Annotated in this window: 24 protein-coding genes and 2 tRNA genes; 11 read left to right on the top strand and 15 right to left on the bottom strand. The window is 56.4% G+C overall.

What is annotated here, in order from left to right:
* Window positions 1-57: 57 nt before the first annotated feature.
* The 3 genes from mtlD to ACOTXL_RS21140 are packed head-to-tail and all read left to right on the top strand — an operon-like array spanning window position 58 to window position 2214.
* Window positions 58-1206, top strand: coding sequence for a mannitol-1-phosphate 5-dehydrogenase (mtlD, locus tag ACOTXL_RS21150; RefSeq protein ID WP_045350927.1), 1149 nt, complete (start codon window positions 58-60; stop codon window positions 1204-1206).
* On the top strand, window positions 1203-1793 hold the full coding sequence (mtlR, locus tag ACOTXL_RS21145; protein WP_023315021.1) for a mannitol operon repressor MtlR: 591 nt from the start codon (window positions 1203-1205) through the stop codon (window positions 1791-1793). The genes mtlD and mtlR overlap by 4 nt, the downstream gene beginning before the upstream one ends.
* A gap of 58 nt (window positions 1794-1851) precedes the next feature.
* Window positions 1852-2214 carry a YibL family ribosome-associated protein gene (locus ACOTXL_RS21140; protein ID WP_022652042.1) on the top strand — a complete coding sequence of 121 codons (363 nt, stop codon included), beginning with the start codon at window positions 1852-1854 and terminating at the stop codon, window positions 2212-2214.
* 32 nt (window positions 2215-2246) lie between these two features.
* Here the strand turns inward: ACOTXL_RS21140 and ACOTXL_RS21135 are convergent, their stop codons facing one another.
* Genes ACOTXL_RS21135 through ACOTXL_RS21120 form a run of 4 tightly spaced genes read right to left on the bottom strand, consistent with a single transcriptional unit; the run spans window position 2247 to window position 7122 of the window.
* A complete protein-coding gene (locus tag ACOTXL_RS21135; protein ID WP_032608569.1) occupies window positions 2247-3341 on the bottom strand; it encodes a fimbrial protein in 1095 nt (364 codons plus the stop codon).
* Between the two features lie 9 nt (window positions 3342-3350).
* Entirely contained in the window at window positions 3351-5831 is a 2481-nt protein-coding gene (locus tag ACOTXL_RS21130; protein WP_052686671.1) for a fimbria/pilus outer membrane usher protein, read from the bottom strand.
* A 4-nt stretch (window positions 5832-5835) separates the two neighbouring features.
* Window positions 5836-6510 (bottom strand): fimbrial biogenesis chaperone, encoded by a 675-nt coding sequence (locus tag ACOTXL_RS21125; protein ID WP_045350926.1) that lies wholly within the window; start codon window positions 6508-6510, stop codon window positions 5836-5838.
* 30 nt (window positions 6511-6540) lie between these two features.
* Window positions 6541-7122: a fimbrial protein gene (locus ACOTXL_RS21120; protein WP_032660742.1), complete on the bottom strand. Its 582-nt coding sequence runs from the start codon at window positions 7120-7122 to the stop codon at window positions 6541-6543.
* Between the two features lie 1099 nt (window positions 7123-8221).
* Between ACOTXL_RS21120 and lldP the strand changes: the two genes are divergently transcribed.
* From lldP to trmL, 5 genes are all read left to right on the top strand, one after another.
* The gene (gene lldP, locus ACOTXL_RS21115) at window positions 8222-9877 is read left to right on the top strand and encodes an L-lactate permease (RefSeq protein ID WP_003860175.1); all 1656 of its coding nucleotides are present in this window, start codon (window positions 8222-8224) and stop codon (window positions 9875-9877) included.
* Window positions 9874-10647, top strand: coding sequence for a transcriptional regulator LldR (gene lldR, locus ACOTXL_RS21110; RefSeq protein ID WP_045350925.1), 774 nt, complete (start codon window positions 9874-9876; stop codon window positions 10645-10647). Before lldP ends, lldR begins: the two co-directional genes overlap by 4 nt.
* Window positions 10644-11831, top strand: a complete 1188-nt coding sequence (gene lldD / locus ACOTXL_RS21105) for a quinone-dependent L-lactate dehydrogenase (protein WP_045350924.1) — start codon at window positions 10644-10646, stop codon at window positions 11829-11831. The genes lldR and lldD overlap by 4 nt, the downstream gene beginning before the upstream one ends.
* Before the next feature lie 180 nt (window positions 11832-12011).
* The gene (locus tag ACOTXL_RS21100; protein ID WP_045350923.1) at window positions 12012-13352 is read left to right on the top strand and encodes an MFS transporter; all 1341 of its coding nucleotides are present in this window, start codon (window positions 12012-12014) and stop codon (window positions 13350-13352) included.
* Window positions 13353-13397: 45 nt separating this feature from the next.
* On the top strand, window positions 13398-13871 hold the full coding sequence (gene trmL, locus ACOTXL_RS21095; RefSeq protein WP_022649772.1) for a tRNA (uridine(34)/cytosine(34)/5-carboxymethylaminomethyluridine(34)-2'-O)-methyltransferase TrmL: 474 nt from the start codon (window positions 13398-13400) through the stop codon (window positions 13869-13871).
* Window positions 13872-13909: 38 nt separating this feature from the next.
* On the opposite strand, the gene ilvC is transcribed toward trmL, so the two are convergent.
* Window positions 13910-15385 carry a ketol-acid reductoisomerase gene (gene ilvC / locus ACOTXL_RS21090; protein WP_006808634.1) on the bottom strand — a complete coding sequence of 492 codons (1476 nt, stop codon included), beginning with the start codon at window positions 15383-15385 and terminating at the stop codon, window positions 13910-13912.
* Window positions 15386-15537: 152 nt separating this feature from the next.
* On the opposite strand from ilvC, the gene ilvY reads away from it, so the two are divergent.
* A complete protein-coding gene (gene ilvY / locus ACOTXL_RS21085) occupies window positions 15538-16428 on the top strand; it encodes an HTH-type transcriptional activator IlvY (protein WP_022652050.1) in 891 nt (296 codons plus the stop codon).
* Here ilvY and ilvA read toward each other — a convergent pair.
* The 7 genes from ilvA to ilvL all read right to left on the bottom strand — a co-directional run bounded on the left by ilvA (window position 16425) and on the right by ilvL (window position 22975).
* A complete protein-coding gene (gene ilvA / locus ACOTXL_RS21080) occupies window positions 16425-17969 on the bottom strand; it encodes a threonine ammonia-lyase, biosynthetic (RefSeq protein WP_032608562.1) in 1545 nt (514 codons plus the stop codon). The genes ilvY and ilvA overlap by 4 nt on opposite strands.
* A gap of 2 nt (window positions 17970-17971) precedes the next feature.
* Window positions 17972-19822 carry a dihydroxy-acid dehydratase gene (gene ilvD / locus ACOTXL_RS21075; protein ID WP_008501574.1) on the bottom strand — a complete coding sequence of 617 codons (1851 nt, stop codon included), beginning with the start codon at window positions 19820-19822 and terminating at the stop codon, window positions 17972-17974.
* Window positions 19823-19882: 60 nt separating this feature from the next.
* Entirely contained in the window at window positions 19883-20812 is a 930-nt protein-coding gene (gene ilvE / locus ACOTXL_RS21070; RefSeq protein ID WP_003860182.1) for a branched-chain-amino-acid transaminase, read from the bottom strand.
* Window positions 20813-20830: 18 nt separating this feature from the next.
* A complete protein-coding gene (gene ilvM / locus ACOTXL_RS21065; RefSeq protein WP_003860184.1) occupies window positions 20831-21094 on the bottom strand; it encodes an acetolactate synthase 2 small subunit in 264 nt (87 codons plus the stop codon).
* Entirely contained in the window at window positions 21091-22737 is a 1647-nt protein-coding gene (gene ilvG / locus ACOTXL_RS21060) for an acetolactate synthase 2 catalytic subunit (RefSeq protein WP_032608559.1), read from the bottom strand. Before ilvG ends, ilvM begins: the two co-directional genes overlap by 4 nt.
* A gap of 2 nt (window positions 22738-22739) precedes the next feature.
* Window positions 22740-22790, bottom strand: a complete 51-nt coding sequence (ilvX, locus tag ACOTXL_RS21055; protein WP_192930497.1) for a peptide IlvX — start codon at window positions 22788-22790, stop codon at window positions 22740-22742.
* 86 nt (window positions 22791-22876) lie between these two features.
* The gene (gene ilvL, locus ACOTXL_RS21050) at window positions 22877-22975 is read right to left on the bottom strand and encodes an ilv operon leader peptide (RefSeq protein WP_001311244.1); all 99 of its coding nucleotides are present in this window, start codon (window positions 22973-22975) and stop codon (window positions 22877-22879) included.
* A gap of 341 nt (window positions 22976-23316) precedes the next feature.
* Between ilvL and ACOTXL_RS21045 the strand changes: the two genes are divergently transcribed.
* Window positions 23317-24837: a YifB family Mg chelatase-like AAA ATPase gene (locus ACOTXL_RS21045; protein ID WP_045350922.1), complete on the top strand. Its 1521-nt coding sequence runs from the start codon at window positions 23317-23319 to the stop codon at window positions 24835-24837.
* Window positions 24838-24865: 28 nt separating this feature from the next.
* Here the strand turns inward: ACOTXL_RS21045 and ACOTXL_RS21040 are convergent, their stop codons facing one another.
* Window positions 24866-25204, bottom strand: a complete 339-nt coding sequence (locus ACOTXL_RS21040; protein WP_006808641.1) for a DUF413 domain-containing protein — start codon at window positions 25202-25204, stop codon at window positions 24866-24868.
* 118 nt (window positions 25205-25322) lie between these two features.
* Between ACOTXL_RS21040 and hdfR the strand changes: the two genes are divergently transcribed.
* Complete coding sequence (hdfR, locus tag ACOTXL_RS21035) at window positions 25323-26144, top strand: HTH-type transcriptional regulator HdfR (protein ID WP_003860190.1); 822 nt, start codon at window positions 25323-25325, stop codon at window positions 26142-26144.
* 100 nt (window positions 26145-26244) lie between these two features.
* Here the strand turns inward: hdfR and ACOTXL_RS21030 are convergent.
* Together ACOTXL_RS21030 and ACOTXL_RS21025 are read right to left on the bottom strand one after the other, a co-directional pair.
* Window positions 26245-26320 (bottom strand) — tRNA-Trp (locus ACOTXL_RS21030).
* Between the two features lie 52 nt (window positions 26321-26372).
* Window positions 26373-26449: transfer RNA gene (locus ACOTXL_RS21025), tRNA-Asp, on the bottom strand.
* Between the last annotated feature and the right edge of the window lie 10 nt (window positions 26450-26459).

The raw sequence follows: 26459 nt of genomic DNA, 5'->3' as shown, positions 1-26459 counted from the left end.
GGAAAACGTTCCTCACCCCAGCCCTCTCGGGTAAAAACATTGATGAAGGTTAACACTATGAAAGCATTACATTTTGGCGCAGGTAATATTGGTCGTGGCTTTATCGGTAAACTGCTGGCAGACGCGGGCATTACCCTGACATTCGCCGATGTGAATCAGGTGATTCTGGATGCCCTGAATGCCCGTCATAGCTATCAGGTTCACGTGGTGGGTGAAAACGAACAGGTTGAAACGGTCTCTGGCGTCAACGCGGTAAGCAGCATTGGCGACGATGTTATCGATCTTATTGCCAGCGTTGATCTGGTCACCACAGCCGTGGGTCCGGTGGTGCTTGAGCGTATCGCCCCGGCGGTCGCGAAAGGCCTGGCGAAGCGTAAAGCACAGGGCGTTGAAACGCCGCTGAACATCATCGCCTGTGAAAACATGGTGCGCGGCACCACGCAGCTGAAAGGCCACGTTCTTGCGGCCGTCGCCGACGAAGATAAAGCCTGGGTTGAAGCGCACGTAGGTTTTGTTGATTCCGCCGTGGATCGCATCGTTCCGCCGTCAGCATCCGCCACCAACGACCCGCTGGAAGTGACCGTGGAAACCTTCAGCGAGTGGATCGTTGATAAAACCCAGTTTAAGGGCGCGCTGCCGACCATTCCGGGAATGGAATTAACCGATAACCTGATGGCATTTGTCGAACGTAAACTCTTCACGCTGAACACCGGGCATGCTATAACCGCGTACCTCGGAAAATTGGCCGGTCATCAGACCATTCGTGACGCGATCCTCGATGAGAACATCCGTGCGGTGGTCAAAGGGGCAATGGAAGAGAGCGGCGCGGTGCTGATCAAACGCTACGGTTTTGATGCTGATAAACACGCAGCATACATCCAGAAAATCCTCGGTCGTTTTGAAAACCCGTATCTGAAAGATGACGTTGAGCGCGTGGGTCGTCAGCCGCTGCGTAAACTGAGCGCGGGCGATCGCCTGATTAAACCGCTGCTGGGCACGCTGGAATACGGCCTGCCGCACGCTAACCTGGTGAAGGGAATCGCTGCCGCAATGCACTACCGCAGCGAGCAGGACCCGCAGGCAATTGAGCTGGCTCAGCTGATTGATGACAAAGGCGCGCAGGCTGCGCTGGCGCAGATCTCCGGTCTGGATGCCAACAGTGACGTAGTTGCGGAGGCGGTCAGCGCATACAACGCAACCAAATGATGCAGAGTCCGGCGCAGGTGAGCCTGCGCCCGAATAACAGATTGTCAGATATGCAGGCAATAATGGAACAAACCCAGGCCTTTGAAAATCGTGTGCTTGAGCGTCTGAATGCTGGCAAAACCGTACGAAGTTTCCTGATTACCGCTGTCGAGCTGTTAACCGAGGCGGTAAACATTCTGGTGCTTCAGGTGTTTCGCAAAGACGACTACGCGGTAAAGTATGCTGTAGAACCGTTACTGGACGGAGACGGACCGCTGGGCGATTTATCGGTACGGCTGAAGCTGATTTACGGTCTCGGCGTGCTGAACCGTCAGGAGTATGAAGACGCCGAGCTGTTAATGGCGCTGCGCGAAGAGCTCAATCATGACGGCAATGAGTACACCTTTACCGATGATGAGATACTGGGGCCCTTCGGCGAACTGCACTGCGTATCCGCGCTCCCTCCCGCACCTCAGTTTGATAACAGCGACCCAGAGCTGTATGCGATGCAAAAGCTGCGTTATCAACAGGTTGTCCGCTCCACCATGGTGCTTTCCCTGACTGAGCTGATTTCTAAAATCAGCTTAAAAAAAGCGTTTCAGAAGTAAGCCCGCACACATTGGTGTATCCTTCCCTGTAAATTCCCCGTTTTCAGAGTTATTTGTCATGAAAGAAGTCGAAAAGAACGAAATTAAACGCCTGAGCGACCGTCTGGATATGATCCGCCATCAGATGGCCGGCCTCTCCCTTGTTGATTCCGCCGAGAAATATGCCGAGCTGGAAAAAGAGTCCGTGAAGCTGGAGGCGGAAATTGAACGCCTGCGCGAAGTGAAAGGCCAGAAGCTGAGTAAAGAAGCGCAGAAGCTGATGAACATGCCGCATCGCCGCGCGATCACCAAAAAAGAGCAGGCCGACATGGGCAAGCTGAAGAAAAGCGTCCGTGGCCTGGTGGTGGTGCACCCGATGACTGAGCTTGGTCGCGAAATGGGCCTGAAAGAGATGACGGGTTTTTGTAAGACCGCGTTCTGATCGTCCTCCCCTGCCGCTGCGGCAGGGGAAACTCAGTTGTAAATCAGGTTAAACGTGGCCATCGCATCCGCTTTTCCCGCCGTCACGTTCGCTTCCGTCTGAATGTAATGCGCATCAAACCAGAAGGTTTGCGTCTGGTTATCCCCTACTTGCCCAAGCGCTGACACCTGCGGGGTGTTCCACGGTACCACCTGCCCCTGAACCGAACCGGTATTGTCACCGTAAAGCAGTTCGATCCCGACACCGCTGGCGCTATCCTCCTGCTTCGTCAACGCCAGCGCCCGATCGTTGCCCGGCGTGGTATCGCCAAAGAAACCCATCTTCACCGCCGTGTTATTTTCGCAAGTCACCGGAATGCTGAAGCGTCCGCCCCCGGCGCGGGAGCCGATGCCGTGAAATTCACGCTGGCTCACGCTCCCCATGGGAACAAGAATGCTGCGAGAGCCCACTGAACAGCTGGTACGCCTGACGGTGAAGCTGGCGAGATGAATCTGTACTGGTGTCGCCACGTTGGTGGCGCTGGCTTGATTTTCTCCCGCCTGCAATATCAGCGATCCGACATTTTGCTCCTGGGAGTTGGCGTTATCGTCAGGCATGGGGCTGGTCGTCGGGATTTTGTAAAACACCACCCAGAACTGCAATTTATACGTTGGGGCGCTGGCAAAGGCAGGATTCTGTGAGGCATCGCAGATACGCCGGGACTCTTTGCCATTCACCTGACTTGTGCCGTCAATATAGCGTACCGCATCGGCGCCGCAGTACTGCTGTTCCCGGAACCCCAGCGCGTAGCCGATGCCGTCGATCTGAGTTTTATAGACGTGACGTGACGCGCCGTCTTCCCCCACCACGGTGCCGACGGGGTTATCCATGTCGACAAAGCCGATACTACGCCAGGCGTCATTCCCGCCATCACAGCTGTAGAAATCCGCCCCGGTAGACTGTATCGGCGCAGATATCGGCGTCCAGTCAGACGTGCCGGGCGCATACCCAATGGCATAAGGCACCTGAACGACCCACTGATCGCGCGTGGTGCGGCAGGTTGAAGTCTGGGCATGGGCATGAAAACTCAGCATGCCAAAAAGCGAAAGCAGACTGAGATAGAAAAACCAGTGAATAAAACGACGCATGATATTCCTCTAGTGGCACTCAAGAGACAGCGTAGCGATGCCGGGGGCCATATGAGCTTTCCCCAGTCTGAAAGGTGTCTGGCATTGCTGCTGCTCCCCGTTTTCATACCAGGTGACGCGCAGGGTGCCGCGCTCGGGTACTCCGCTCAGGTAGGCCTGACCGCCGTCAGCGACCATGCTTCGGTTTGCAGAATGGCGGTTCTGCTCCACCACTTCAGCCTGCGAGCCAAACGGCAACGGTTCACCGTGGTAGCGCAGGGAAAACAGAACGCGATAACCAATGTGGGTTTTGTAATTGGCCAGCACCACCGCGCCGCTGGTGGGAATGAGCGTCAGACCGCTCTGCTCAACGTCGACGTTCTCACCCAGCGTCGCCGTATCAAGGCTGACGGTATTTTTGCGATACGCCGAGAGCGTTGGCATGACCGCATAGCCGCGGCTGTCGGTATGGATCCCGTTGTAACCCTCCGGCTCAACGTTCGCCGCACCGGGCACGCGCAGCAGGGCGACGGTATCGCCCAGCGGCTCGCTAAGCGTGACGCCATACTGCGTGGCGATAACGCCTCCGGCGAGTCCGAGGCTCGCGTTGCTACCGCTTCGGCTGTGGTCATAACCGAGGCTGACGTTGCCGTAGCCACCGTTGTATTGCAGCGCCAGGCTGGTACTGTCGGCTTGTCCCTCGCTGGCCTTACTCTGCTGAACGCTGTAATTAAGGTTGCGATTCGCCAGCGCGCTGCCGTTGAGAGACATCTGCTGCGTGGTCATTCCACGATTGTTGTGGTTGATGAAGTAACTGACCGAGCTGTCCGGTAACCAGTGGCCAAGCGGAACATTGACGTTAAACGACACGGTGCGATCGGGATGCTGCTCACGCGCTGAGTCGGTGTAATCATATCCCGCGCCCCAGGAAATGCCCCGCCAGCTGGTGTACCAGCCAATGTGGATGGTTTTATCCTGCCCGGACGTATGCCAGTAATCCTGCATCCATGCCGAGACGCTGAGGCTGCCGAACTGACCCAGCGTCTGTGAAAAGGTGACCTGCGAGCGGCTACGGCGATTATTGAGTTGCAGCTGTTGGCTGTCAGACTGATTCAGTTCACTAAATTCATAGTAATTGCGCGAGGCATAGCGATAACTCGCCAGGTTGAAGGCGGTGCCGGTAGCGCTGAAATCTTTCTGATACTGAATGCGCCACGCCTGCCCTATCGCGTTTTTGCCGTCGGGTAAATGGCTTTTTGCCAGCGTATCGTCAATGCCCAGCGAGCCAAATGCGCCAAACCCTCTGCCTATGCCAATTGCACCGGCCTGGTAGTTGCTCGCCGTACGAAAGCCGCCATACACCGTCATCCTGGAGAGCAGACCGTAGAAAAAAGCGCCTTCAACAAACTCAGGCGAACGCGCATCGCCGGAGCCGGAGTGAAATCGTCCGGCGTTGAGACTGTATTTCAGGCTGCCCTGGCGTCGCATAAACGGCACCGCAGAATAGGGTTGGGTAAAGACGCGCGTTGAGCCGTCACTTTCCGTGACCGTAACCTGTAGATCGCCGCTTTGTGCGCCGGGGAACAGATCGTTAATGATAAATGGCCCGGCGGCCACCCAGGTTTCATAGATCACATAGCCATTTTGCGAAACGGAGACTTTAGCGAAGCTGTGTGCAACGCCGCGGATGGTTGGTGCGAAGCCGCGCTGGCTGTCGGGTAACATGCTCTCGCTGGACGAGAGCTGAACCCCGCGAAACGCCACGCTATCGAAGACGTCGCCTGCGGTCCAGGCATCGCCGATCCGTAGCTGGCTGTTAAGACGGCGAATATCCCGGCTCAGCCAGCTACTTTGCGACTGAAAATGGTTGCCGCCCGCGTCGCTGTGGCTCCAGGCCGAAGTGTTGCGCAACCGCCACGCCCCCAGATTGATGCCGTTACGCAGGCTCAGATAGCTGGATGTCGTGACCCCGCTCTGATGACGGGCCTGACCGCCCGACAGACTGTAATCAGTAAATGCCGCCGGGATACCATCGTCCCACTGCGACTGCGGCACGTAGCCACGGCTGCGGTGTTTCATCGCCGCCTGCGGCAGGTTGAGAAAAAGGCGCTGTTGGTTGAAATCATAGGAGGTTCGCGCTGCCGGAATAAAATCCTCGAGGTGCGTGAACGTTTCTCCCTCCTGCAACCGGGAGAATGCAGGAATGGCCCCTACATTTACGCCAAGCGCTTCCAGCAGCGATACGCTAAAAACGGGTTGCAGGCTGCCTTTCTCATTGACGAAGGTGATCTCCTGATGCCGCTCCTCGCGTCCGTTAATCTCCAGCGTCACGAGCCAGGTGCCTGGCATCTGCCCGCCCTTTTCAGAGAAATAGTGCAGATCCGCCGTTTTCTGTTCAGTAGAGGAAAGCTCCAGCGCGGCGGGATCAAAGTAATCCTCGGCCATCCCCGCACGGCTGAAGCTAAGCAGCAACACTGAAAGCGGCGCGTAACGAAACAGGCGAAAAGGCATGATCTTAAAGAGGCTGGGTGTGGGTGGCGGTGATGGCACCAAAATCATTAATAGCCGACCAGCTTACGCCCCCGGAGGCGGACACAGGCCATTCACGGGTTTCCCCTGGACCGATCATGCCCGGCTGCTCAATTTTATGCCCGCCAACGGTCAGCCGATAAAAAGAGACGTAGTATGGCGTCGGGTTAGCGGCCTTAAGCCCTTTTCCCGTCCGCGAAAACGTTATTTTCTGCCAGGCAGTGGCAGCGTCCCCTTTCAGATTGTCCGGGCGATAGAAAATTTTAAATTTCGATTTAACGTTAACTTGTAATTCGTTGCTGCTCTCTTTTGGCTTTGGCGCAATCGCTTTAATATCGAGCCAGAATACAGATTCACGATCTGTGGGCAGCGGAGCGCCGGTATATTGAATACGCAGCGTGTTGTTCTGCTCCGGATCAAGTCTGAACAGAGGTGGCGTGACAATAAATGGCGCAGCGTTATTTTTACCCTGCCCATCGCCTTCAACCCACGACTGAATAAGATAGGGAACCGCACTTTCCATATTAGAAACAGAAAATGCCACCTCCTTGCTGTGTTGTGGGTATACGATCCGTGTTCCCCCCATTACAACGCCAGCGGAAACTGACGCAGAACTAACCATTAATGCAGTGAGCATAATATACGATAAACGTTTCATCATTATTATCTCTGGAGGTGGCTGACAGTGAAATCAGTTATAAACCATCAGGAAGTTAGAAACGGCGTTAACATCGCCGGCGTTGATTTCTGTGCCATCTTTGTCAAGTGCGGCATAGAATGTTAATTCAGCATTGCCTTCATCATCCGGTGCGGTTGTTTCAGATACCGTACCCGGTTTAATCGCGGTGCTGCGATCGCTGTTATAAAGCTTCACGCCGACACCCGTCGCCATACCCTCGCCTGGCGTAACCTGTAGCAGTGTGTCATTCACCGTATCTTTGGTTCCGTCAAACAGTACCGCAACCGATTCAACCGTATCCGGGCAGTTTTCCACGTTGATTTTGAACTCGCGCGGCGTCGTTTCGTTGTGATCGTCAAAGTAGCTTTTTGCCCACGCCCCAAGGTCTACCGTTTTGTTTTTTGAGGCCGGAGTAATATCACAGGAAATAAGGGTGATCTTCCCGGTAAAATTGATCACCCCGCCCGTACTTTGCGAACCCGCACCGGTATCCAGAGAAGCATTAACGCCAGAATCACTGCTTGCCAGTACCGATTGAGAAGATAACAGCAGCCCCGCCGCGGCAATCGCCAGCGCCACATTTTTGATTTTCATTTGGAACACTTTCCCCTCTGTAAATTAAACAGATATAGACTTGTTGTACCAGGTACAATAACCGCTATAAGGATTTAAAAACGCCACCGAAAGGGTTTTAGCAGAATGGGTGACGCGACCTTATAGAATAAAGCAGGGTCCATCCCATGGTGATAATCCGTATATTTTCAGAAGGCCATACACAGATATCCTTCAACTGAGGAATGACTTCTGGCCGAAAATAACACTGAATACGTTGTGGTTAGTAATAAATTTAAAATCTTCTGTTACGTTGCTTCTGAATAAATAGTAAATCAAATGCCTTTTAACGTCTACGTATTGAAAAGTAATACGCCGCGCTTGTAAACATTCTGAAATTAACACTCAGCTAACAAATTTAACCCCTTTCCATTGCCCTAATAATTATTAATCTGCTTTTAATACCGCAACTAAATTACAAGAGAGTTAACTGATCATTGTTTGATCAATTTATTTCAGAATATTATTAGCCAAAAAATGTCACTTCAGCAAAAAATTCTTTCACTTTATCCTGAAAAATCACGGTTAAACAGGATATTTCCTTATCGATCAGCAATTGATCGTTTGTAATACACTGTTAAAATCTATATGTGAAATTTACCTTAATTAAAATTTTTTGCTACAGCTTCGATTTCGCATTTTTAACCAAAAAAATTTTTTATTTATTGGAAATATATCACTCTGATCACACATATACAGATTTTCAAAAACATAAATAAAACAAACAAACCTCATTTGATTCACGCAATATTATCACATACCCATTTTATTCAACCTCTTTTACGCGCCGTATCTGCTCAAAAGGCGAATGTAATGCCCTCCACCTGACTACCGCTCCCAACGCACGCGGTGAGTTGAACTTGCGGTTTTGGTCCTACCAATCATGCGTAAAGCTATCCATCGTTCACAGTTTCGATGCTCCACTTCACAAAAGCATTGCTGAATAGCAACACTTGGTTAACCATTTATTGCCATTAACCCTACATCACAATATTGGAAGGACCACTTTTACACTAAGTGTGACGCTGAGATGAGCAGAGACTCACCCGACGAACACCCGTGTGGTCCTCAGGAGACCTGCATGAGCCTCTGGCAACAAAACTACGATCCGGCCGGGAATATCTGGCTGTCGAGCCTGATCGCATCGCTACCGATCCTGTTCTTCTTCTTTGCGCTGATAAAACTCAAGCTGAAGGGCTACCTTGCCGCAACGTACACCGTTGCCATCGCCCTGCTGGTGGCGCTGTTCTTCTATAAAATGCCGGTCGATCGCGCGCTGGCCTCCGTGGTGTATGGTTTCTTCTACGGCCTGTGGCCGATTGCGTGGATCATCATCGCCGCCGTCTTTGTCTACAAAATCTCGGTGAAAACCGGGCAGTTCGACATTATTCGCTCGTCGATTCTCTCTATTACACCGGACCAGCGTTTACAGATGCTGATTGTCGGTTTCTCCTTCGGGGCGTTCCTTGAAGGGGCGGCAGGATTTGGCGCGCCGGTGGCGATCACCGCCGCTCTGCTGGTCGGGCTGGGCTTTAATCCGCTGTATGCCGCTGGCCTGTGCCTGATTGTGAACACCGCCCCGGTGGCGTTTGGCGCGATGGGCATTCCGATTCTGGTGGCGGGCCAGGTGACCGGGCTGGACAGCTTCGAGATCGGCCAGATGGTGGGCCGCCAGCTGCCGTTCCTGACCATTATCGTGCTGTTCTGGATCATGGCGATTATGGACGGCTGGCGCGGCGTGAAGGAGACCTGGCCTGCGGTGATGGTAGCGGGCGGTTCGTTCGCCATTGCCCAGTATCTCAGCTCCAACTTCCTCGGCCCGGAACTGCCGGACATCATCTCTTCCCTGGTGTCGCTGGTCTGCCTGACGCTGTTCCTGAAACGCTGGCAGCCGGTACGTATCTTCCGCTTTGCTGACATGGGCGCATCGCACGTGGATCAGACGCTGGCGCGCACCGGCTATACCGCCGGACAGATTGTGCGCGCGTGGTCACCGTTCCTGTTCCTGACCGCCACCGTGACGCTGTGGAGCATTCCGCCGTTTAAAGCCCTGTTCGCCCCGGGCGGCGCGCTGTACGACATGGTGATTAATATCTCCGTGCCGTTCCTCGACAAAATGGTCGCCCGTATGCCGCCGGTGGTGCACGACGCCACGCCGTATGCGGCAGTGTTTAAGTTCGACTGGTTCTCAGCCACCGGTACGGCCATCCTGTTTGCCGCTATCCTTTCCGTTGTGTGGCTGCGCATGAAGCCTGCCGCCGCGGTACAGACCTTTGCGGCGACGATTAAAGAGCTGATGCTGCCGATTTACTCCATCGGCATGGTGCTGGCGTTCGCGTTTATTTCGAATTACTCCGGCCTGTCGTCGACGCTGGCGTTAGCGCTGGCGCATACCGGCCACGCGTTTACCTTCTTCTCGCCGTTCCTCGGCTGGCTGGGGGTGTTCCTGACCGGTTCAGATACGTCATCTAACGCCCTGTTTGCTGCCCTACAGGCCACGGCCGCGCAGCAGATTGGCGTCTCGGACGTGCTGCTGGTCGCTGCGAACACCACCGGCGGCGTGACCGGGAAGATGATCTCACCGCAGTCCATCGCCATTGCCTGTGCTGCGGTGGGGCTGGTAGGCAAAGAGTCGGATCTGTTCCGCTTTACCGTTAAACACAGCCTGATATTTACCTGCATGGTGGGTGTGATCACCACATTGCAGGCCTATGTCTTAACCTGGATGATTCCATGATAGTGATGCCCAGACGCCTGTCCGACGAGATTGCCACTCGCGTACGGGCGCTGATAGAAGAACAACAGCTGGAAGCGGGCATGAGATTGCCCGCCGAGCGTCAGCTTGCCGCTCAGCTTGGCGTGTCGCGCAACTCACTGCGCGAGGCGCTGGCGACGCTGGTTAGTGAAGGGGTGCTGCTGAGCCGTCGCGGCGGCGGCACCTTCGTGCGCTGGCAGCATGACGACTGGTCCGAACAAAACATCGTGCAGCCGCTGAAGACGCTGATGGAAAACGACCCGGACTACAGCTTCGACATCCTCGAAGCGCGTCACGCCATCGAAACCAGCACCGCGTGGCACGCGGCGATGCGGGCAACCGACGCCGACAAAGAGAAGCTCAAAGCCTGTTTTGAAGCCACGCAAAGCAGCGACCCGGACATCGCCTCCCAGGCGGACGTGCGGTTCCATCTGGCGATTGCCGAGGCCTCGCACAACGTGGTGCTGCTGCAAACCATGCGCGGGTTCTTCGACCTGCTGCAATCCTCCGTCAAGCAGAGCCGCCAGCGCATGTATCTGGTGCCGCCGGTGTTTGCCCAGCTGACCGAACAGCACGAGGCGGTGCTCAACGCCATTCTGGCCGGAGATGCCGAAGCCGCGCGCAAGGCGATGATGGCGCATCTCGGCTTCGTGCATACCACCATTAAACGATTCGATGAAGATCAGGCCCGACAGGCGCGTATTACCCGTCTGCCTGACGAGAGTGATATTTCCAGGGAGAACAAAGCATGATTATTTCAGCAGCCAGTGACTATCGCGCCGCGGCGCAGCGCATTTTGCCCCCGTTCCTGTTCCACTATATCGACGGCGGGGCGTATGCCGAATATACCCTGCGCCGTAACGTGGAGGATCTGTCGGAAGTGGCCCTGCGCCAGCGCGTGCTGAAAAATATGTCTGACCTGAGCCTTGAGACGAAGCTGTTTAACGAGACGCTCTCCATGCCGGTAGCGCTCGCACCTGTCGGTTTATGTGGCATGTATGCCCGTCGCGGTGAAGTGCAGGCCGCCGCCGCCGCAGATGCCAAAGGCATTCCGTTTACCCTTTCCACCGTGTCCGTCTGCCCGATTGAAGAAGTCGCCCCGACCATCAAGCGCCCGATGTGGTTCCAGCTGTACGTCCTGCGCGATCGCGGTTTTATGCGCAACGCGCTGGAGCGCGCCAAAGCGGCGGGCTGCTCAACCCTGGTCTTTACCGTCGACATGCCGACCCCCGGCGCGCGCTACCGCGACGCCCACTCCGGCATGAGCGGCCCTAACGCGGCCCTGCGCCGTTACTGGCAGGCGGTGACGCACCCGCAGTGGGCGTGGGATGTCGGGTTGAACGGCCGTCCGCACGATCTGGGCAATATTTCGGCCTACCTGGGTAAACCGACCGGGCTGGAGGACTACATTGGCTGGCTGGCGAACAATTTCGATCCGTCGATCTCCTGGAAAGACCTGGAGTGGATCCGCGAATTCTGGGACGGCCCGATGGTGATCAAAGGGATCCTCGACCCGGAAGATGCCCGCGACGCGGTGCGTTTTGGCGCCGATGGGATCGTGGTCTCTAACCATGGTGGCCGCCAGCTTGATGGGGTGCTCTCCTCCGCCCGCGCCCTGCCGGCCATTGCCGATGCGGTGAAAGGCGATATTGCGATCCTGGCCGATAGCGGCATCCGTAACGGGCTGGACGTGGTGCGCATGATTGCGCTCGGCGCCGACAGCGTGCTGCTGGGCCGTGCTTACCTGTACGCGCTGGCCACCAGCGGCCAGGCGGGCGTGGCGAATCTGCTGAACCTGATCGAGAAAGAGATGAAAGTAGCGATGACCCTGACCGGGGCGAAGTCGATTAGCGAAATCAAAAAAGACTCGCTGGTGCAGGAGCTCAGTAAGCTGCCTGCGGCGCTGGCCCCTCTTTCTCAGGGAAACGCGGCCTGATCTCCCCCGGTTAGCCTCCCCTTCTTCCGCGCCCGACTTTCCCCTCGGGCGCTTTTTTTGTCGAAAATAACACCTTCGTAACATTCTTGATAAGAAAATTTGACACACCCCGCCCCTCCGCAATTGTATAGACAAGCAAATACAAGAACACAAAAACAACATCACATCGGAGGGGAACGTATGACGTATTCAGGTCGGGTGGATATTCAGCAGGTGATCGATGAAAGTCCCTTTTCAGGGTTTCACTGGCTTCTTATTGTGCTGGGCTTTCTGGTGCTGGCGATCGATGGGTTTGATACCGCAGCGATGGGTTACATTGCGCCTACGCTGTCGACGGAGTGGGGAATACATAAACAGGATCTGGGGCCGGTGCTGAGTGCGGCGCTGCTGGGGCTGTCGCTGGGAGCCCTGATTGCAGGTCCGGTATCGGACCGGATGGGACGCAAGCGCGTGCTGGTCTTTTCGTGTCTGTTCTTCGGCCTGGCGAGCCTGGGCACGGCCTGGGCGCAAAGTCTGAATACCCTGACGCTATGGCGATTTCTGACCGGTCTCGGGCTGGGCGCCGCGATGCCTAACGCCATCACGCTGATCTCAGAGTTTGCCCCCCAGCGCTGCCGCGCCATGGCAATTAACACCATGTACTGCGGCTTTCCGCTGGGTGCGGCGGGCGGCGGGGCGATCTCGTCCTGGCTTATCCCTCACCATGGCTGGCGAAGCGTGCTGCTGACCGGCGCGATTGCGCCGCTGATTTTAACGGTGCTGCTGGCGCTGCTGTTGCCGGAGTCGGTGAAGTTTCTGGTGCAGCGCGGGAAAGACATCGCCCAGGTTCGCCGCATCGCCAGCCGGTTCGCCCGCAGCACGCTGGATAGCGTCACGGGCTTTTTCCTGACAGAGGAGAAAGTCGCGTCGAAAAAAGGCAGCGTGTCGCCGCTGTTTTCCATGCCCTGGCTACCCGGCACCCTGATGCTGTGGGTCACCTACTTTATGGGACTGGTGATTTATTACGTCCTGCTGAGCTGGATGCCGACGCTGATGCAGGGGATGGGGTATGCGCTGGCGGAATCCGCCTGGCTCACCTCGCTGTTCACCTTCGGCGGCACCGCTGGCATTTTGCTCGCGGGCTGGATGATGGATCGCTGGGAAGCGCACAAGGTGGTCGCGTGTGGTTTCGTGCTGACGATGGGCCTGATTCTTTTACTCGGCATTGAGCATAACCATATCGCCCTGTTTGGCGGGTTAATTTTCCTGATGGGGATCGCGATGAACGGCGCGCAGTCGGGCATGCAGACCCTGGCTGCCACCTTTTACCCTACCGAGTGCCGCGCGACGGGTATCGCCTGGATGCAGGGGATCGGCCGCTTCGGCGGCGTGGCGGGCACCATGACCAGCGCCCAGCTTCTTTCCATGCAGTGGCAGGCAGACAGTATTTTAATGATCCTCAGCGTGCCTGCTCTCGTGGCCGCGGCGGCAACCGTTTACAAAATGCTGTATAGCCGCGCGCAGGAGCCGGGCGTCGCCTAGTCCCTCTCTTTTCTGCTATTCTGCCCCCGCAATTAAGGGGGCAGCATGCTTAACATCGTCTTATTCGAACCAGAAATTCCGCCGAACACCGGCAATATTATCCGCCTGTGCGCCAACACCGGTTTTCGTCTGCACATCATTGAGCCGATGGGCTTTACGTGGGACGACAAACGTCTGCGCCGCGCGGGGCTGGACTACCATGAGTTTACCGCCGTCGTTCGTCATCACGATTACGCCGCGTTTCTGGACGCAGAGAAGCCGCAGCGCATGTTCGCCCTGACCACCAAAGGCACGCCAGCACACAGCGCCGTAAGCTATCAGGACGGGGATTATCTGATGTTTGGTCCGGAAACCCGCGGCCTGCCGGCCACCATTCTGGATGCCCTGCCAGCCGAGCAGAAAATTCGTATTCCGATGATGCCGGACAGCCGCAGCATGAACCTGTCGAATGCGGTGTCGGTGGTGGTGTATGAGGCGTGGCGCCAGCTGGGTTATCCCGGCGCGATACTGCGTAGCTAAAACAGTTCGGGTGGCTTGCGCCACCCGATTCATCGTGTTTAGCCTGCTACCGCGATACGTTTCATATCGGTCATGTAGCCACGCAGTTTCTGGCCCACTTTCTCGATTTCGTGGCTGCGAATCGCTTCGTTAACGTCACGCAGCTGCGCGTTATCAACCGCACCTTCCGCAATCGCCTGGCCCAGATCGCCCGCTTGCAGGGTGGTCATGAACTCTTTCAGCAACGGTACGCAGGCGTAAGAGAACAGGTAGTTACCGTACTCGGCGGTATCGGAGATCACCACGTTCATCTCATACAGACGCTTACGGGCGATGGTGTTTGCGATCAGCGGCAGCTCGTGCAGCGATTCGTAGTACGCAGACTCTTCAATGATGCCGGAATCCACCATGGTTTCGAACGCCAGCTCAACGCCTGCTTTCACCATCGCAATCATCAGGACGCCTTTATCGAAGTACTCCTGCTCGGTGATCTTGCCGTCGTACTGTGGTGCGGTTTCGAACGCGGTTTTACCGGTCTCTTCACGCCAGGTCAGCAGTTTCTTATCGTCGTTCGCCCAGTCTGCCATCATGCCGGAGGAGAACTCGCCGGAGATGATGTCGTCCATATGTTTCTGGAACAGTGGCGCCATGATGGTTTTCAGCTGTTCAGAGAGTGCGAACGCGCGCAGTTTTGCCGGGTTGGACAGACGGTCCATCATCAGCGTAATGCCGCCCTGCTTCAGCGCTTCGGTGATGGTTTCCCAGCCGAACTGAATCAGTTTTTCCGCGTATGCCGGGTCGGTGCCTTCTTCCACCAGCTTGTCGAAGCACAGCAGAGAGCCAGCCTGGAGCATGCCGCACAGGATAGTCTGCTCGCCCATCAGGTCAGATTTCACTTCCGCAACGAAGGAAGATTCCAGTACGCCCGCACGATGGCCGCCGGTGGCCGCTGCCCAGGCTTTGGCAATCGCCATGCCTTCGCCTTTCGGATCGTTTTCCGGGTGAACGGCGATCAGCGTCGGTACGCCGAAGCCACGTTTGTACTCTTCACGCACTTCGGTGCCCGGGCACTTCGGTGCCACCATCACCACGGTGATGTCTTTACGGATCTGCTCGCCCACTTCAACGATGTTGAAGCCGTGGGAGTAACCCAGCGCGGCGCCGTCTTTCATCAGCGGCTGTACGGAACGCACAACGTCAGAGTGCTGCTTGTCCGGCGTCAGGTTCACCACCAGATCCGCCTGCGGGATCAGCTCTTCGTAGGTACCTACTTTGAAGCCGTTTTCGGTCGCTTTACGCCATGAAGCGCGCTTCTCGGCAATCGCTTCTTTGCGCAGGGCGTAGGAGATATCCAGCCCGGAGTCACGCATGTTCAGGCCCTGGTTCAGACCCTGTGCGCCACAGCCGACAATGACCACTTTTTTACCCTGAAGGTAGCTCGCGCCATCAGCAAATTCATCGCGCGCCATGAAGCGGCATTTGCCCAGCTGCGCCAGCTGCTGGCGCAAGTTCAGTGTATTAAAGTAGTTAGCCATGGGTGATACCTCGTGATGTTGTGTGTCTTATTGTTCGGTTCGCCTTTCAGCGACAATGTACCCACATTACAACAGGAAATTTATTGCGGAAATTGATATATTCACAACGTCACATTGCAATTTATGCAATGTAAAAAGAGGGAGTGGAATCGGTGGATTTACGCGATCTGAAAATGTTCCTGCACCTGGCGGAAAGCCGTCACTTTGGCCGCAGCGCCCGGGCGATGCACGTCAGCCCGTCCACGCTTTCGCGCCAGATCCAGCGCCTTGAGGAAGACCTCGGCCAGCCGCTGTTCGTGCGCGATAACCGCACCGTCACCCTCACGGAAGCCGGCGAAGAGCTGCGCATCTTTGCCCAGCAAACCTTGTTGCAGTATCAGCAGCTGCGGCACACCATCGACCAGCAGGGGCCGTCGCTTTCCGGCGAGCTGCATATTTTCTGTTCCGTGACCGCTGCCTACAGCCATCTTCCCCCCATTCTTGACCGCTTCCGCGCGGAACATCCGTCGGTTGAAATTAAGCTCACCACCGGCGATGCCGCCGACGCGATGGAAAAAGTGGTCACGGGCGAAGCGGATCTCGCGATTGCCGGGAAACCGGAAACCCTGCCGGGGGCGGTGGCGTTCTCGATGCTGGAGAATCTGGCGGTGGTGCTGATTGCCCCGGCGCTGCCCTGCCCGGTGCGCAACCAGGTCTCGGTGGAGAAACCGGACTGGTCGACGGTGCCGTTTATCATGGCCGATCAGGGGCCGGTGCGCCGCCGCATCGAGCTGTGGTTCCGCCGTCAGAAAATCAGCAACCCGTCGATTTACGCTACCGTCAGCGGCCATGAGGCGATGGTGTCGATGGTGGCGCTTGGCTGCGGCGTGGCGCTGCTGCCGGAAGTGGTGCTGGAAAACAGCCCGGAACCGGTGCGCAACCGCGTGATGATTCTGGAGCGCAGCGACGAGAAGACGCCGTTTGAGCTGGGCGTGTGCGCACAAAAAAAGCGGCTGCATGAGCCGCTTATTGATGCGTTCTGGACGATATTGCCGAACCACTAACCAGCCAGAAAGAACCTGAAAGCCGGGTTATGGGTTTCGTCATGACATTCATAGCCCAGTTCGTTCAGGCGCGTTTCGAAATCCGGCTCGTGCTCGCCCAGTTCGAACGCCGCCAGCACGCGCCCGTAGTCGGTGCCGTGGCTGCGGTAGTGGAACAGGGAGATGTTCCAGTGCGTGCCGAGCGTGTGCAGGAACTTGAGCAGCGCGCCCGGTGATTCCGGGAACTCGAAGCTGAACAGGCGTTCCTTCAGCGGCTTGGAAGGACGGCCGCCGACCATGTAACGCACGTGCAGCTTCGCCATCTCATCGTCAGAGAGATCGACCACGCTGTAGCCGCCGTCGTGCAGCAGGCTGAGGATCTCTTTGCGCTCCTCCACGCCACGGCTCAGACGCACGCCGACAAAAATGCAGGCATCTTTGGCGTCGGCAAAGCGGTAGTTGAACTCCGTTACCGAACGGCCGCCCAGCAGCTGGCAGAACTTCAGGAAGCTGCCCTTCTCTTCCGGAATGGTCACCGCCAGCAGGGCTTCACGCTGTTCGCCGAGCTCGCAGCGCTCGGACACGTAACGCAGGCCGTGGAAGTTCACATTGGCACCGGAAAGCACGTGCGCCAGACGCTCGCCGCGGATATTGTGCTGGGCGATGTATTTCTTCATCCCCGCCAGCGCCAGCGCGCCGGAGGGTTCCGCCACCGCACGCACGTCTTCGAACAGATCTTTCATCGCCGCGCAGATAGCGTCGCTGTCGACGGTGACGATATCGTCGAGATACTCCTGGCACAGGCGGAACGTTTCGTCGCCAATGCGCTTCACCGCCACGCCCTCGGCAAACAGCCCGACGCGCGGCAGATCCACAGGATGCCCGGCATCCAGCGCCGCTTTCAGGCAGGCGGAGTCTTCCGCTTCCACGGCAATGACTTTGATCTGCGGCATGAGCTGTTTGATCAGCACCGCCACACCAGCGGCTAAGCCGCCGCCGCCCACCGGGACGAAAACGCGGTCGAGATGGGCGTCCTGCTGCAACAGCTCCAGCGCCAGCGTACCCTGCCCGGCAATCACCATCGGGTGGTCGAACGGCGGCACCCAGGTGAACCCCTGCTGCTGCGCCAGCTCAATCGCTTTGGCTTTGGCTTCGTCAAAGTTAGCCCCGTGGAGCAAGACTTCTCCGCCGAAACCGCGCACCGCGTCGACCTTGATGTCTGCGGTAGCAACCGGCATCACGATCAGCGCCTTCAGCCCCAGACGCGCCGAGGAAAACGCCACGCCCTGCGCGTGGTTGCCCGCCGACGCGGTAATCACCCCGCGCGCTTTCTGCTCGTCCGTCAGCCCGGCCATCATCGCGTAGGCTCCGCGCAGCTTGAAGCTGTGCACCGGCTGCCTGTCTTCACGCTTCACCAGAATGACGTTGTCGAGACGCGAAGAGAGTTTTTCCATTTTTTGCAGGGGCGTGACCTGCACGGCTTCATAGACCGGCGCGCGTAGCACCGCTCTCAGGTATTCCGCCCCCTCAGGGGCGGCGGATAAGGGTTGTGACTCGGCCATCGTTAGCCCCCCAGTTTAGATTTATCGCGCACCGCGCCTTTATCTGCACTGGTTGCAAGGCTCGCGTAGGCGCGCAGGGCGAAGGAGACTTCGCGCTGGCGATCTTTCGGCGTCCAGGCTTTGTCGCCGCGGGCTTCCTGCGCTTCACGACGGGCCGCAATCTCCTGGTCACTCAGCTTCAGCTGAATGCCGCGGTTCGGAATGTCGATTTCGATCAGGTCGCCATCTTCGATGATCGCGATGTTGCCGCCGCTTGCCGCTTCCGGGGAGACGTGGCCGATGGAGAGACCAGACGTGCCGCCGGAGAAACGACCATCGGTGATCAGCGCGCAGGCTTTGCCGAGGCCCATCGATTTCAGGAAGGTGGTCGGGTAGAGCATCTCCTGCATGCCGGGACCGCCTTTCGGTCCTTCGTAGCGAATGACCACCACGTCGCCTTCTACCACTTTGCCACCGAGGATGGCGTCTACCGCTTCGTCCTGGCTTTCATACACTTTTGCCGGACCGGTGAATTTCAGGATGCTGTCGTCCACGCCAGCGGTTTTCACGATACAGCCATTTTCCGCAAAGTTACCGTACAGCACGGCCAGGCCGCCGTCTTTGCTATAGGCATGTTCCAGCGAGCGAATGCAGCCTTCGGCGCGATCGTCATCAAGCGTGTCCCAACGGCAATCCTGCGAGAACGCCTGGGTGGTACGGATGCCCGCCGGACCGGCGCGATACATGTTTTTCACCGCGTCGTCTTTGGTCAGCATCACGTCGTACTGCTCCAGCGACTCCGGCAGCGTCAGGCCGAGCACGTTTTTCACGTCGCGGTTAAGCAGCCCGGCGCGATCCAGCTCGCCGAGAATACCAATCACACCACCCGCACGGTGGACATCTTCCATGTGGTACTTCTGGGTACTCGGCGCGACTTTACACAGCTGCGGCACTTTGCGGGAGAGCTTGTCGATGTCGCTCATGGTGAAGTCGATTTCAGCTTCCTGCGCGGCGGCCAGCAGGTGGAGAACGGTGTTGGTGGAGCCGCCCATGGCGATATCCAGCGTCATGGCGTTTTCGAACGCCGCTTTACTGGCGATGTTGCGCGGCAGCGCGCTGGCATCGTCCTGCTCGTAGTAGCGTTTGGTCAGCTCAACGATGCGCTTGCCCGCGTTAAGGAACAGCTGTTTACGGTCGGCGTGGGTCGCCAGCAGCGAGCCGTTGCCCGGCTGAGAAAGGCCCAGCGCTTCGGTCAGGCAGTTCATGGAGTTGGCGGTGAACATCCCGGAACAGGAGCCGCAGGTCGGGCACGCGGAGCGTTCCACCTGGTCGCTCTGCTCGTCAGAGACTTTCGGGTCCGCGCCCTGGATCATCGCATCGACCAGGTCGAGCTTGATGATTTTGTCGGAAAGCTTGGTTTTCCCCGCTTCCATCGGGCCGCCGGAAACGAAGATCACCGGAATGTTCAGACGCAGGGAGGCCATCAGCATCCCCGGGGTGATTTTGTCGCAGTTGGAGATACAGACCATCGCATCGGCGCAGTGGGCGTTAACCATATACTCCACCGAGTCGGCGATCAGCTCGCGCGACGGCAGCGAATAGAGCATCCCCCCGTGGCCCATTGCGATACCGTCATCCACCGCAATGGTGTTGAACTCTTTCGCCACGCCGCCGGAGGCTTCGATTTGCTCGGCAACCAGCTTACCGAGATCGCGCAGGTGCACGTGGCCCGGCACAAACTGGGTGAAGGAGTTCACCACGGCGATAATTGGCTTGCCGAAATCGGCGTCGGTCATTCCGGTGGCGCGCCACAGTGCGCGGGCACCCGCCATATTACGGCCGTGGGTGGTGGTGGCTGAACGATACTTAGGCATGCTTTATTTACTCCCGTCTGACTATTTAATGGGACGGTGCGTGCCGTCCCAAATTTATATTTAGTGATTAACCTGATCCAACCAGCCGTATTTATCTTCTGTCTCGCCGGTGAAGAGGCCAAAGAACGCTTGCTGAATGCGTTTGGTCACTGGGCCACAGCGGCCTTCGCCCACCTGAATGCCATCGACGCTACGCACCGGCGTAATTTCAGCCGCGGTACCGGACATAAACACTTCGTCAGCCAGGTACAGGGATTCGCGGGACAGCACCTGCTCGCGCACTTCGATACCCAGATCTTTTGCCAGCTTGATGATGGCGTCACGGGTGATGCCTGGCAGCGCGGACGAGGTAAACGGCGGGGTGAACAGAATGCCGTCTTTTACTTCAAACAGGTTTTCGCCCGCACCTTCGGAGATGTAGCCATTCACATCCAGCGCGATACCTTCCTGGTAACCGTGACGGCGCGCTTCGCTGCCGACCAGCAGTGAGGACAGGTAGTTACCGCCCGCTTTAGCCGCAGTCGGGATAGTGTTTGGCGCCACGCGGTTCCAGGAAGAAACCATTGCGTCGATCCCCTGATCCAGTGCTTCCGCGCCCAGGTAGGCGCCCCACGGGAACGCAGCAATAATCACATCGGTGTTATAGCCAGCGGGCGGGTTGACGCCCATGCCGACATCACCCACGAAGACCAGCGGACGAATATAGGCGCTGGTCAGTTTGTTCTGGCGAATCACCTCGCGGCAGGCTTCCATCAACTCATCAACGCTTTGGGAGACCGGGAAACGATAAATTTTGGCTGAGTCATGCAGACGCTGCATGTGTTCACGGTGGCGGAACACCACTGGTCCTTTGTGAGAGTCGTAGCAACGGATCCCTTCAAACACGGAGGTGCCGTAGTGCAGCGCGTGGGACATCACGTGAACTTTCGCGTCTTCCCAGCGAACCATCTCACCATTGAACCAAATGTAATCAGCTTTTTTTGTCGTCATTTTTTCGTCCTGTCACGCTTAAGCGCGGATTTGTTGTGATGTGGTTGTGCTCTGGCAGATGGCAACATGGGCAACGTCTACCAGTTTTGATAACTGACTAAACAGTAAGTCGACCGGCCGCGGGCTGGCAACGGTTAATTCGATACTGATGTTTTGCGCGTCGGTGGCCGTTTCCATATTCATAGAGCAAATCTGAAAACCACGATGACGCACCACACGCAAAACGCGTTCTAATGTTTCCGGGTTGAAGCGAGCCTGCACGGCGACCTGATGTTGCATCATGATAATTTCTCCAGCATTTGTGAGTTACTGGCACCGGGCGGTACCAACGGCCAGACGTTCTCAAGCTCATCGATTGAGACATGAAGCAGGTATGGGCCTTCGCTTGACAGCATGGTGTCGAGTGCCGCTTCAACCTGGTCTTTACGGGTGATGTGCTGGCCAGGAATGCCGAAGGCGCTGGCCAGGGTGAGGAAATCGGGGTTATCGGTCAGGGTGGTTTCACTGTAACGTTCCTGGAAGAACAGCTGTTGCCACTGGCGAACCATCCCTAAACGCTGGTTATCGAGCAACACGATCTTCAACGGTAACTGCTTGCGCTTCACGGTGCCGAGCTCCTGAACGTTCATCATGAAGGAGCCGTCACCGGAGATACAGATAACGGTATCGTTCGGGCGGGCAACCTGTGCACCAACGGCGGCTGGCAGACCGAAGCCCATCGTCCCTAACCCGCTGGACGTGATGAAGTTTTCCGGACGGGTGTAGGTCATGTGCTGGGCAGACCACATCTGATGCTGGCCGACATCGGTCGTCACCACGCTGTCGGCGGGCTTACGGTCGGACAACTGCTTCAACAGCAGCGGCGCGTAGATGGCCTCGCCGGGGTGGTCGTAACGCCAGGCGTGTTCAGCGCGCATATCGGCGGTGTGCTGACGCCATGGGTTAATATCCAGCGGCTGCTCCAGGGCCGGTAACAGCGCGTTAAGATCGCCCTGCAACGCGACATGCGCCTGACGCAGTTTGTTCATCTCCGCCGGGTCGATGTCCATATGGATCACTTTGGCGTTTGGCGCGAAGGTGTTCAGCTTGCCGGTGACGCGGTCGTCAAAACGGGCGCCGACGGCGATGAGCAGGTCACACTCCTGCACCGCCAGGTTTGCCGCTTTGGTACCATGCATCCCCAGCATGCCCAGATAGTAGGGGTAATCAGCATCTACCGCACCCAACCCTTTCAGCGTGCAGGTGGCAGGCATTTGCGTTGCCGCGATAAATTCGCGCAGGGCAGGAACCGCCTGCGCCATACCTACGCCACCACCAACGTACAGCATCGGTTGTTTGGCCTGCACCATCATCTGACGCGCCTCTTCCACCTGTGCATGCGGGAACGCATCATCGCTTTTCACGGTAGAGAAATGCGGTTCCAGATCGCCGAGTGCAACCTGGATATCTTTCGGGATATCAACCAGAACCGGGCCAGGACGGCCAGAGCTGGCAACCTCGAACGCTTCGGCCATCACCCGCGGCAGCTCTTCGAGAGACTGAACGAGGAAGCTGTGTTTGGTGCAGGCCAGCGATAAACCGAGCACATCCACTTCCTGGAAGGCATCGGTGCCGATGAACGGAGAGGCAACCTGTCCGGTGATGGCAACAACGGGAACAGAATCCAGCAGTGCATCAGCCAGACCGGTGATCAGGTTCGTTGCGCCCGGACCTGAGGTCGCCATACAGACACCGGTTTTACCGGTGGCACGGGCATAACCGATGGCGGCCATCGCTGCGCCCTGCTCGTGTCGGCACAACAGGTGCTCCACGCCGCCGTCATACAGTGCATCGTAAATCGGCATAATTGCGCCACCCGGATAACCGAATACTGTCTCGACTCCCTGCGCGCGCAACGCATGTACTACCCACTGTGCCCCATTCATAGTTAGTTCCCCGTCATAAATCGGGAGAAACAGAATTTTGTGCTACTTGTCATTCTCTGCTCCTCATTTCCGTTTTTTAGTCATAAAAAAACCCCCGGACCTTTCGGTGCGGGGGTCTTAGTTCGTTAAGGCTTGATTTCTAAGCCTTTCCTCGTCCAAGTGCAGCCCCGCACGGTGGGATAATAATCACCACCACGCTAATCACGACCAGGCTAATCACTCGTAGAAGGGCTGTCATTTTCAGTTCTTTTTGCATCTTGTTCGAAGGAATACCTAAAGAGTTACCACAGATATTTCATCTGACACAAGATTTTTTTATGACCTGTTTCTGTAGCAGGCGAACTATTTCTTTCAAAATCGTTGTTTTATATAGGGAAAAAATAGAAATGAAGATTTTTCATTTTTTTTGTCCTGTTTCATCAGGCAAGGCGCGCATGATTCCTTTTCTGCGAGGCCGATTCCACCGACATGTAATGATTACATTTAGGCGCTAAAAGGCTGGAACGAGCGCCGTAATTCAGTGAATTAGCGCTAAACAGGAAAAAATGATGCTGGCATAGTCACCGCCAAGGAGGGCTTATGTCACTGTCAGTTGTTTATACACGCGCGGCCATCGGCGTGAAGGCACCGCTTATTTCTGTAGAGGTTCATTTAAGTAATGGACTGCCCGGACTGACGCTGGTCGGCTTACCAGAAACGACCGTTAAAGAGGCGAGGGATCGCGTGCGCAGCGCAATTATTAATAGCGGTTATGCTTTTCCGGCGAAGAAGATCACCATCAACCTTGCGCCCGCCGATTTGCCAAAGGAGGGAGGGCGATATGATTTACCTATTGCTATAGCGCTTCTCGCGGCTTCTGAACAGCTCAATACGCCAGGGCTAAGCTCGTGCGAGTTCGTGGGTGAATTAGCGCTTACAGGCGCGTTAAGAGGCGTTCCCGGAGCAATCTCGGGTGCGCTTGAAGCCATACGCGCGGGAAGACAAATCATTGTGGCCAATGAAAATGCCTCTGAAGTAAGCCTTATCGCCGAAAAGGGATGTCTTGTCGCGGGACATTTGCAGGAGGTTTGCGCCTGGCTGGAAGGCCGACACGAGCTTGCCGAGCCGCAGGAGAATGACGAGGTGGCGCCAGATTCGCCCGAGGATCTCAGCGATATTATGGGTCAGGAACAGGGTAAACGAGCGTTAGAGATAACGGCCGCGGGTGGGCATAACCTGTTACTGATAGGTCCGCCAGGCACGGGGAAAACGATGCTGGCGAGCAGATTGAGCGGCCTGTTGCCACCCCTCAATAATCACGAAGCGCTGGAAAGCGCCGCGATATTTAGCCTGGTCAGTTCTACGTCGCTGCATAAACAGTGGCGCCGCCGTCCCTTCCGCTCTCCACACCACAGTGCGTCTCTTACCGCGATGGTGGGCGGGGGTTCGATCCCCGGGCCGGGTGAAATCTCACTGGCGCACAACGGCATTCTGTTTCTGGATGAATTGCCAGAGTTTGAACGCCGCGTGCTGGATGCATTGCGGGAGCCGATTGAATCCGGCGAAATCCATTTGTCTCGTACACGGGCCAAATTAAGCTACCCTGCGCAGTTTCAGCTGGTCGCCGCGATGAACCCTAGCCCTACGGGTCATTATCAGGGCAATCATAACCGCTGTACGCCGGAGCAGACGCTGCGCTATCTAAGTAAGCTGTCCGGCCCCTTCCTCGACCGTTTTGATTTATCTCTCGAGATCCCCCTGCCCCCGCCCGGTCTGCTGAGGCAAACCGGTATCAAAGGCGAAAGCTCAGCAGCTGTGCGTGAACGGGTTATTGCGGCGCAGGCGCGGCAGTATGTTCGTCAGAACAGGCTGAATGCCCGGCTGGATAACAGCGGGATCCGACAGTTTTGTTCTCTCAACGCTGAAGATGCGGGCTGGCTGGAAGAGACACTGACGCGGTTTGGGCTATCCATTCGCGCGTGGCAGCGTTTGTTGAAAGTTGCGCGCACGGTCGCCGACGTGGAAGGCTGCCCCGGAATAGAGAGGCGGCATTTGCAGGAGGCATTAAGTTACCGTGCGATCGATCGGCTGCTGTTGCATCTGCAAAAAATGCTGGCGTAAAAAAAAGGGGCCGTAGCCCCTTCTCTTCTTAATCGTCAGACTCGGTGTAGTCTTCTGCACCTTCCATCTGCGGCTTGCCGCCAGACAGCGTATGGAAACGCTTAGGACGCTTAATGCGAGCCATATACTTGATCCATACACGTTCTGCATCAGACTGCGGCTCACGCTCACCACGGCAAACAGAGACAAACTGTTTTTCATCTTCGGTTGCCGGTTCACGTTTACCCAGATCCAGCTCGTTAAAGGCATAACCATGGCGCTCAAGAAGTTGAGCTTCTTTGATAGTGAAATCGCCGTGACGAGAGAACCCGCGCGGATAATGTTTATTGTCGAAAAAACGATTAGTCGTCGTAAAGCTTTCCGCCATCCTACACGCTCCTAATTCTTTGGCCGAGCTATTTATGGCGCGGAGTATTAGTTACGCTTGACAGAGTGTAAAACAAAACATTTAAATCATAACGACAAATAATTTTGCGGAGAAAGATGTGGATACGGAATTGCTAAAAACTTTCCTCGAAGTGAGCAGAACGCGACACTTTGGGCGAGCAGCTGAAGCCCTCTACCTGACGCAGTCAGCAGTCAGTTTTCGTATTCGACAGCTGGAAAATCAACTGGGTGTGAACCTTTTTACCCGCCATCGCAACAATATTCGTTTAACCCCGGCCGGTGAAAAGCTATTGCCTTATGCAGAAACCCTGATGAATACCTGGCAGGCAGCGCGGAAGGAGGTTGCGCACACCTCCCGGCATAATGAATTCTCAATCGGTGCCAGCGCTTCACTATGGGAATGCATGCTCAGCCAGTGGCTTATGCGGCTATATCGCTCACACAACCATCTGCAATTTGAGGCGAGGATTGCGCAACGCCAGTCGCTGGTTAAGCAACTCCACGAGCGGCAGCTTGATCTCCTGATCACCACAGAAGCGCCCAAGATGGACGAATTTAGCAGCCAGATTGTTGGACAGTTTAGCCTGGCGCTCTATGCATCCGAGCCTGCAATGATGAAGGCCGACCTGAATTATTTACGCCTGGAATGGGGGCCTGATTTTCAGCAGCACGAGACGGGGTTAATTGCCAGCGATGATATCCCGCAACTCACGACAAGCTCTGCGGAGATCGCATGCCAGCATCTTCCCGCATTGAAAGGCTGTACATGGTTACCTGTTCGCTGGGCGGATAATAAACCCGCACTCCATGTTGTCACCGATTCGACAACTCTCTCCAGGCCGCTGTATGCCATTTGGCTGCAAAACAGCGATAAGCAGTCGCAGATAAAAGATCTGTTAAAAACCAGCATACTGGATTAACGCAAAAGCCTGCGGAAACGCAGGCTGCTTATTCTTCAGGAAGGTGTTGAGCTGTTTTGCAGGCAAAAAAAAATCCTTTGCCGAAGCAAAGGATTCTATATGGCAGGGGCGGAGAGACTCGAACTCGCGACACCCGGTTTTGGAGACCGGTGCTCTACCAACTGAGCTACGCCCCTAGAGTTTTTGCCATTAAGCATGCCGAAAGGGCAGGCTTAATGTCTTAATAAGTGGCGGAACGGACGGGACTCGAACCCGCGACCCCCTGCGTGACAGGCAGGTATTCTAACCGACTGAACTACCGCTCCACCGAATACT

Source organism: Enterobacter cloacae complex sp. IR5402 (assembly GCF_049238125.1).
Classification (GTDB): Bacteria; Pseudomonadota; Gammaproteobacteria; order Enterobacterales; family Enterobacteriaceae; genus Enterobacter; species Enterobacter hormaechei_C.
The sequence above is the reverse complement of the archived record's forward strand: the minus strand, read 5'-3'. Positions and strand labels throughout refer to the sequence as shown.

What these genes read in the sequence shown, in the direction of transcription:
- ACOTXL_RS21120 (WP_032660742.1), bottom strand. Translation starts at nt 7,122, where the DNA reads ATGAAAATCAAAAATGTGGCGCTGGCGATTGCCGCGGCGGGGCTGCTG.
- mtlD (WP_045350927.1), top strand. Translation starts at nt 58, where the DNA reads ATGAAAGCATTACATTTTGGCGCAGGTAATATTGGTCGTGGCTTTATC.
- ACOTXL_RS21040 (WP_006808641.1), bottom strand. Translation starts at nt 25,204, where the DNA reads ATGGCGGAAAGCTTTACGACGACTAATCGTTTTTTCGACAATAAACAT.
- ACOTXL_RS21135 (WP_032608569.1), bottom strand. Translation starts at nt 3,341, where the DNA reads ATGCGTCGTTTTATTCACTGGTTTTTCTATCTCAGTCTGCTTTCGCTT.
- ilvM (WP_003860184.1), bottom strand. Translation starts at nt 21,094, where the DNA reads ATGATGCAACATCAGGTCGCCGTGCAGGCTCGCTTCAACCCGGAAACA.
- ilvD (WP_008501574.1), bottom strand. Translation starts at nt 19,822, where the DNA reads ATGCCTAAGTATCGTTCAGCCACCACCACCCACGGCCGTAATATGGCG.
- ACOTXL_RS21140 (WP_022652042.1), top strand. Translation starts at nt 1,852, where the DNA reads ATGAAAGAAGTCGAAAAGAACGAAATTAAACGCCTGAGCGACCGTCTG.
- ilvL (WP_001311244.1), bottom strand. Translation starts at nt 22,975, where the DNA reads ATGACAGCCCTTCTACGAGTGATTAGCCTGGTCGTGATTAGCGTGGTG.
- ACOTXL_RS21130 (WP_052686671.1), bottom strand. Translation starts at nt 5,831, where the DNA reads ATGCCTTTTCGCCTGTTTCGTTACGCGCCGCTTTCAGTGTTGCTGCTT.
- lldR (WP_045350925.1), top strand. Translation starts at nt 9,874, where the DNA reads ATGATAGTGATGCCCAGACGCCTGTCCGACGAGATTGCCACTCGCGTA.
- ACOTXL_RS21125 (WP_045350926.1), bottom strand. Translation starts at nt 6,510, where the DNA reads ATGATGAAACGTTTATCGTATATTATGCTCACTGCATTAATGGTTAGT.
- ilvG (WP_032608559.1), bottom strand. Translation starts at nt 22,737, where the DNA reads ATGAATGGGGCACAGTGGGTAGTACATGCGTTGCGCGCGCAGGGAGTC.
- ilvE (WP_003860182.1), bottom strand. Translation starts at nt 20,812, where the DNA reads ATGACGACAAAAAAAGCTGATTACATTTGGTTCAATGGTGAGATGGTT.
- trmL (WP_022649772.1), top strand. Translation starts at nt 13,398, where the DNA reads ATGCTTAACATCGTCTTATTCGAACCAGAAATTCCGCCGAACACCGGC.
- lldD (WP_045350924.1), top strand. Translation starts at nt 10,644, where the DNA reads ATGATTATTTCAGCAGCCAGTGACTATCGCGCCGCGGCGCAGCGCATT.
- ilvA (WP_032608562.1), bottom strand. Translation starts at nt 17,969, where the DNA reads ATGGCCGAGTCACAACCCTTATCCGCCGCCCCTGAGGGGGCGGAATAC.
- ACOTXL_RS21045 (WP_045350922.1), top strand. Translation starts at nt 23,317, where the DNA reads ATGTCACTGTCAGTTGTTTATACACGCGCGGCCATCGGCGTGAAGGCA.
- mtlR (WP_023315021.1), top strand. Translation starts at nt 1,203, where the DNA reads ATGATGCAGAGTCCGGCGCAGGTGAGCCTGCGCCCGAATAACAGATTG.
- lldP (WP_003860175.1), top strand. Translation starts at nt 8,222, where the DNA reads ATGAGCCTCTGGCAACAAAACTACGATCCGGCCGGGAATATCTGGCTG.
- ilvC (WP_006808634.1), bottom strand. Translation starts at nt 15,385, where the DNA reads ATGGCTAACTACTTTAATACACTGAACTTGCGCCAGCAGCTGGCGCAG.
- ACOTXL_RS21100 (WP_045350923.1), top strand. Translation starts at nt 12,012, where the DNA reads ATGACGTATTCAGGTCGGGTGGATATTCAGCAGGTGATCGATGAAAGT.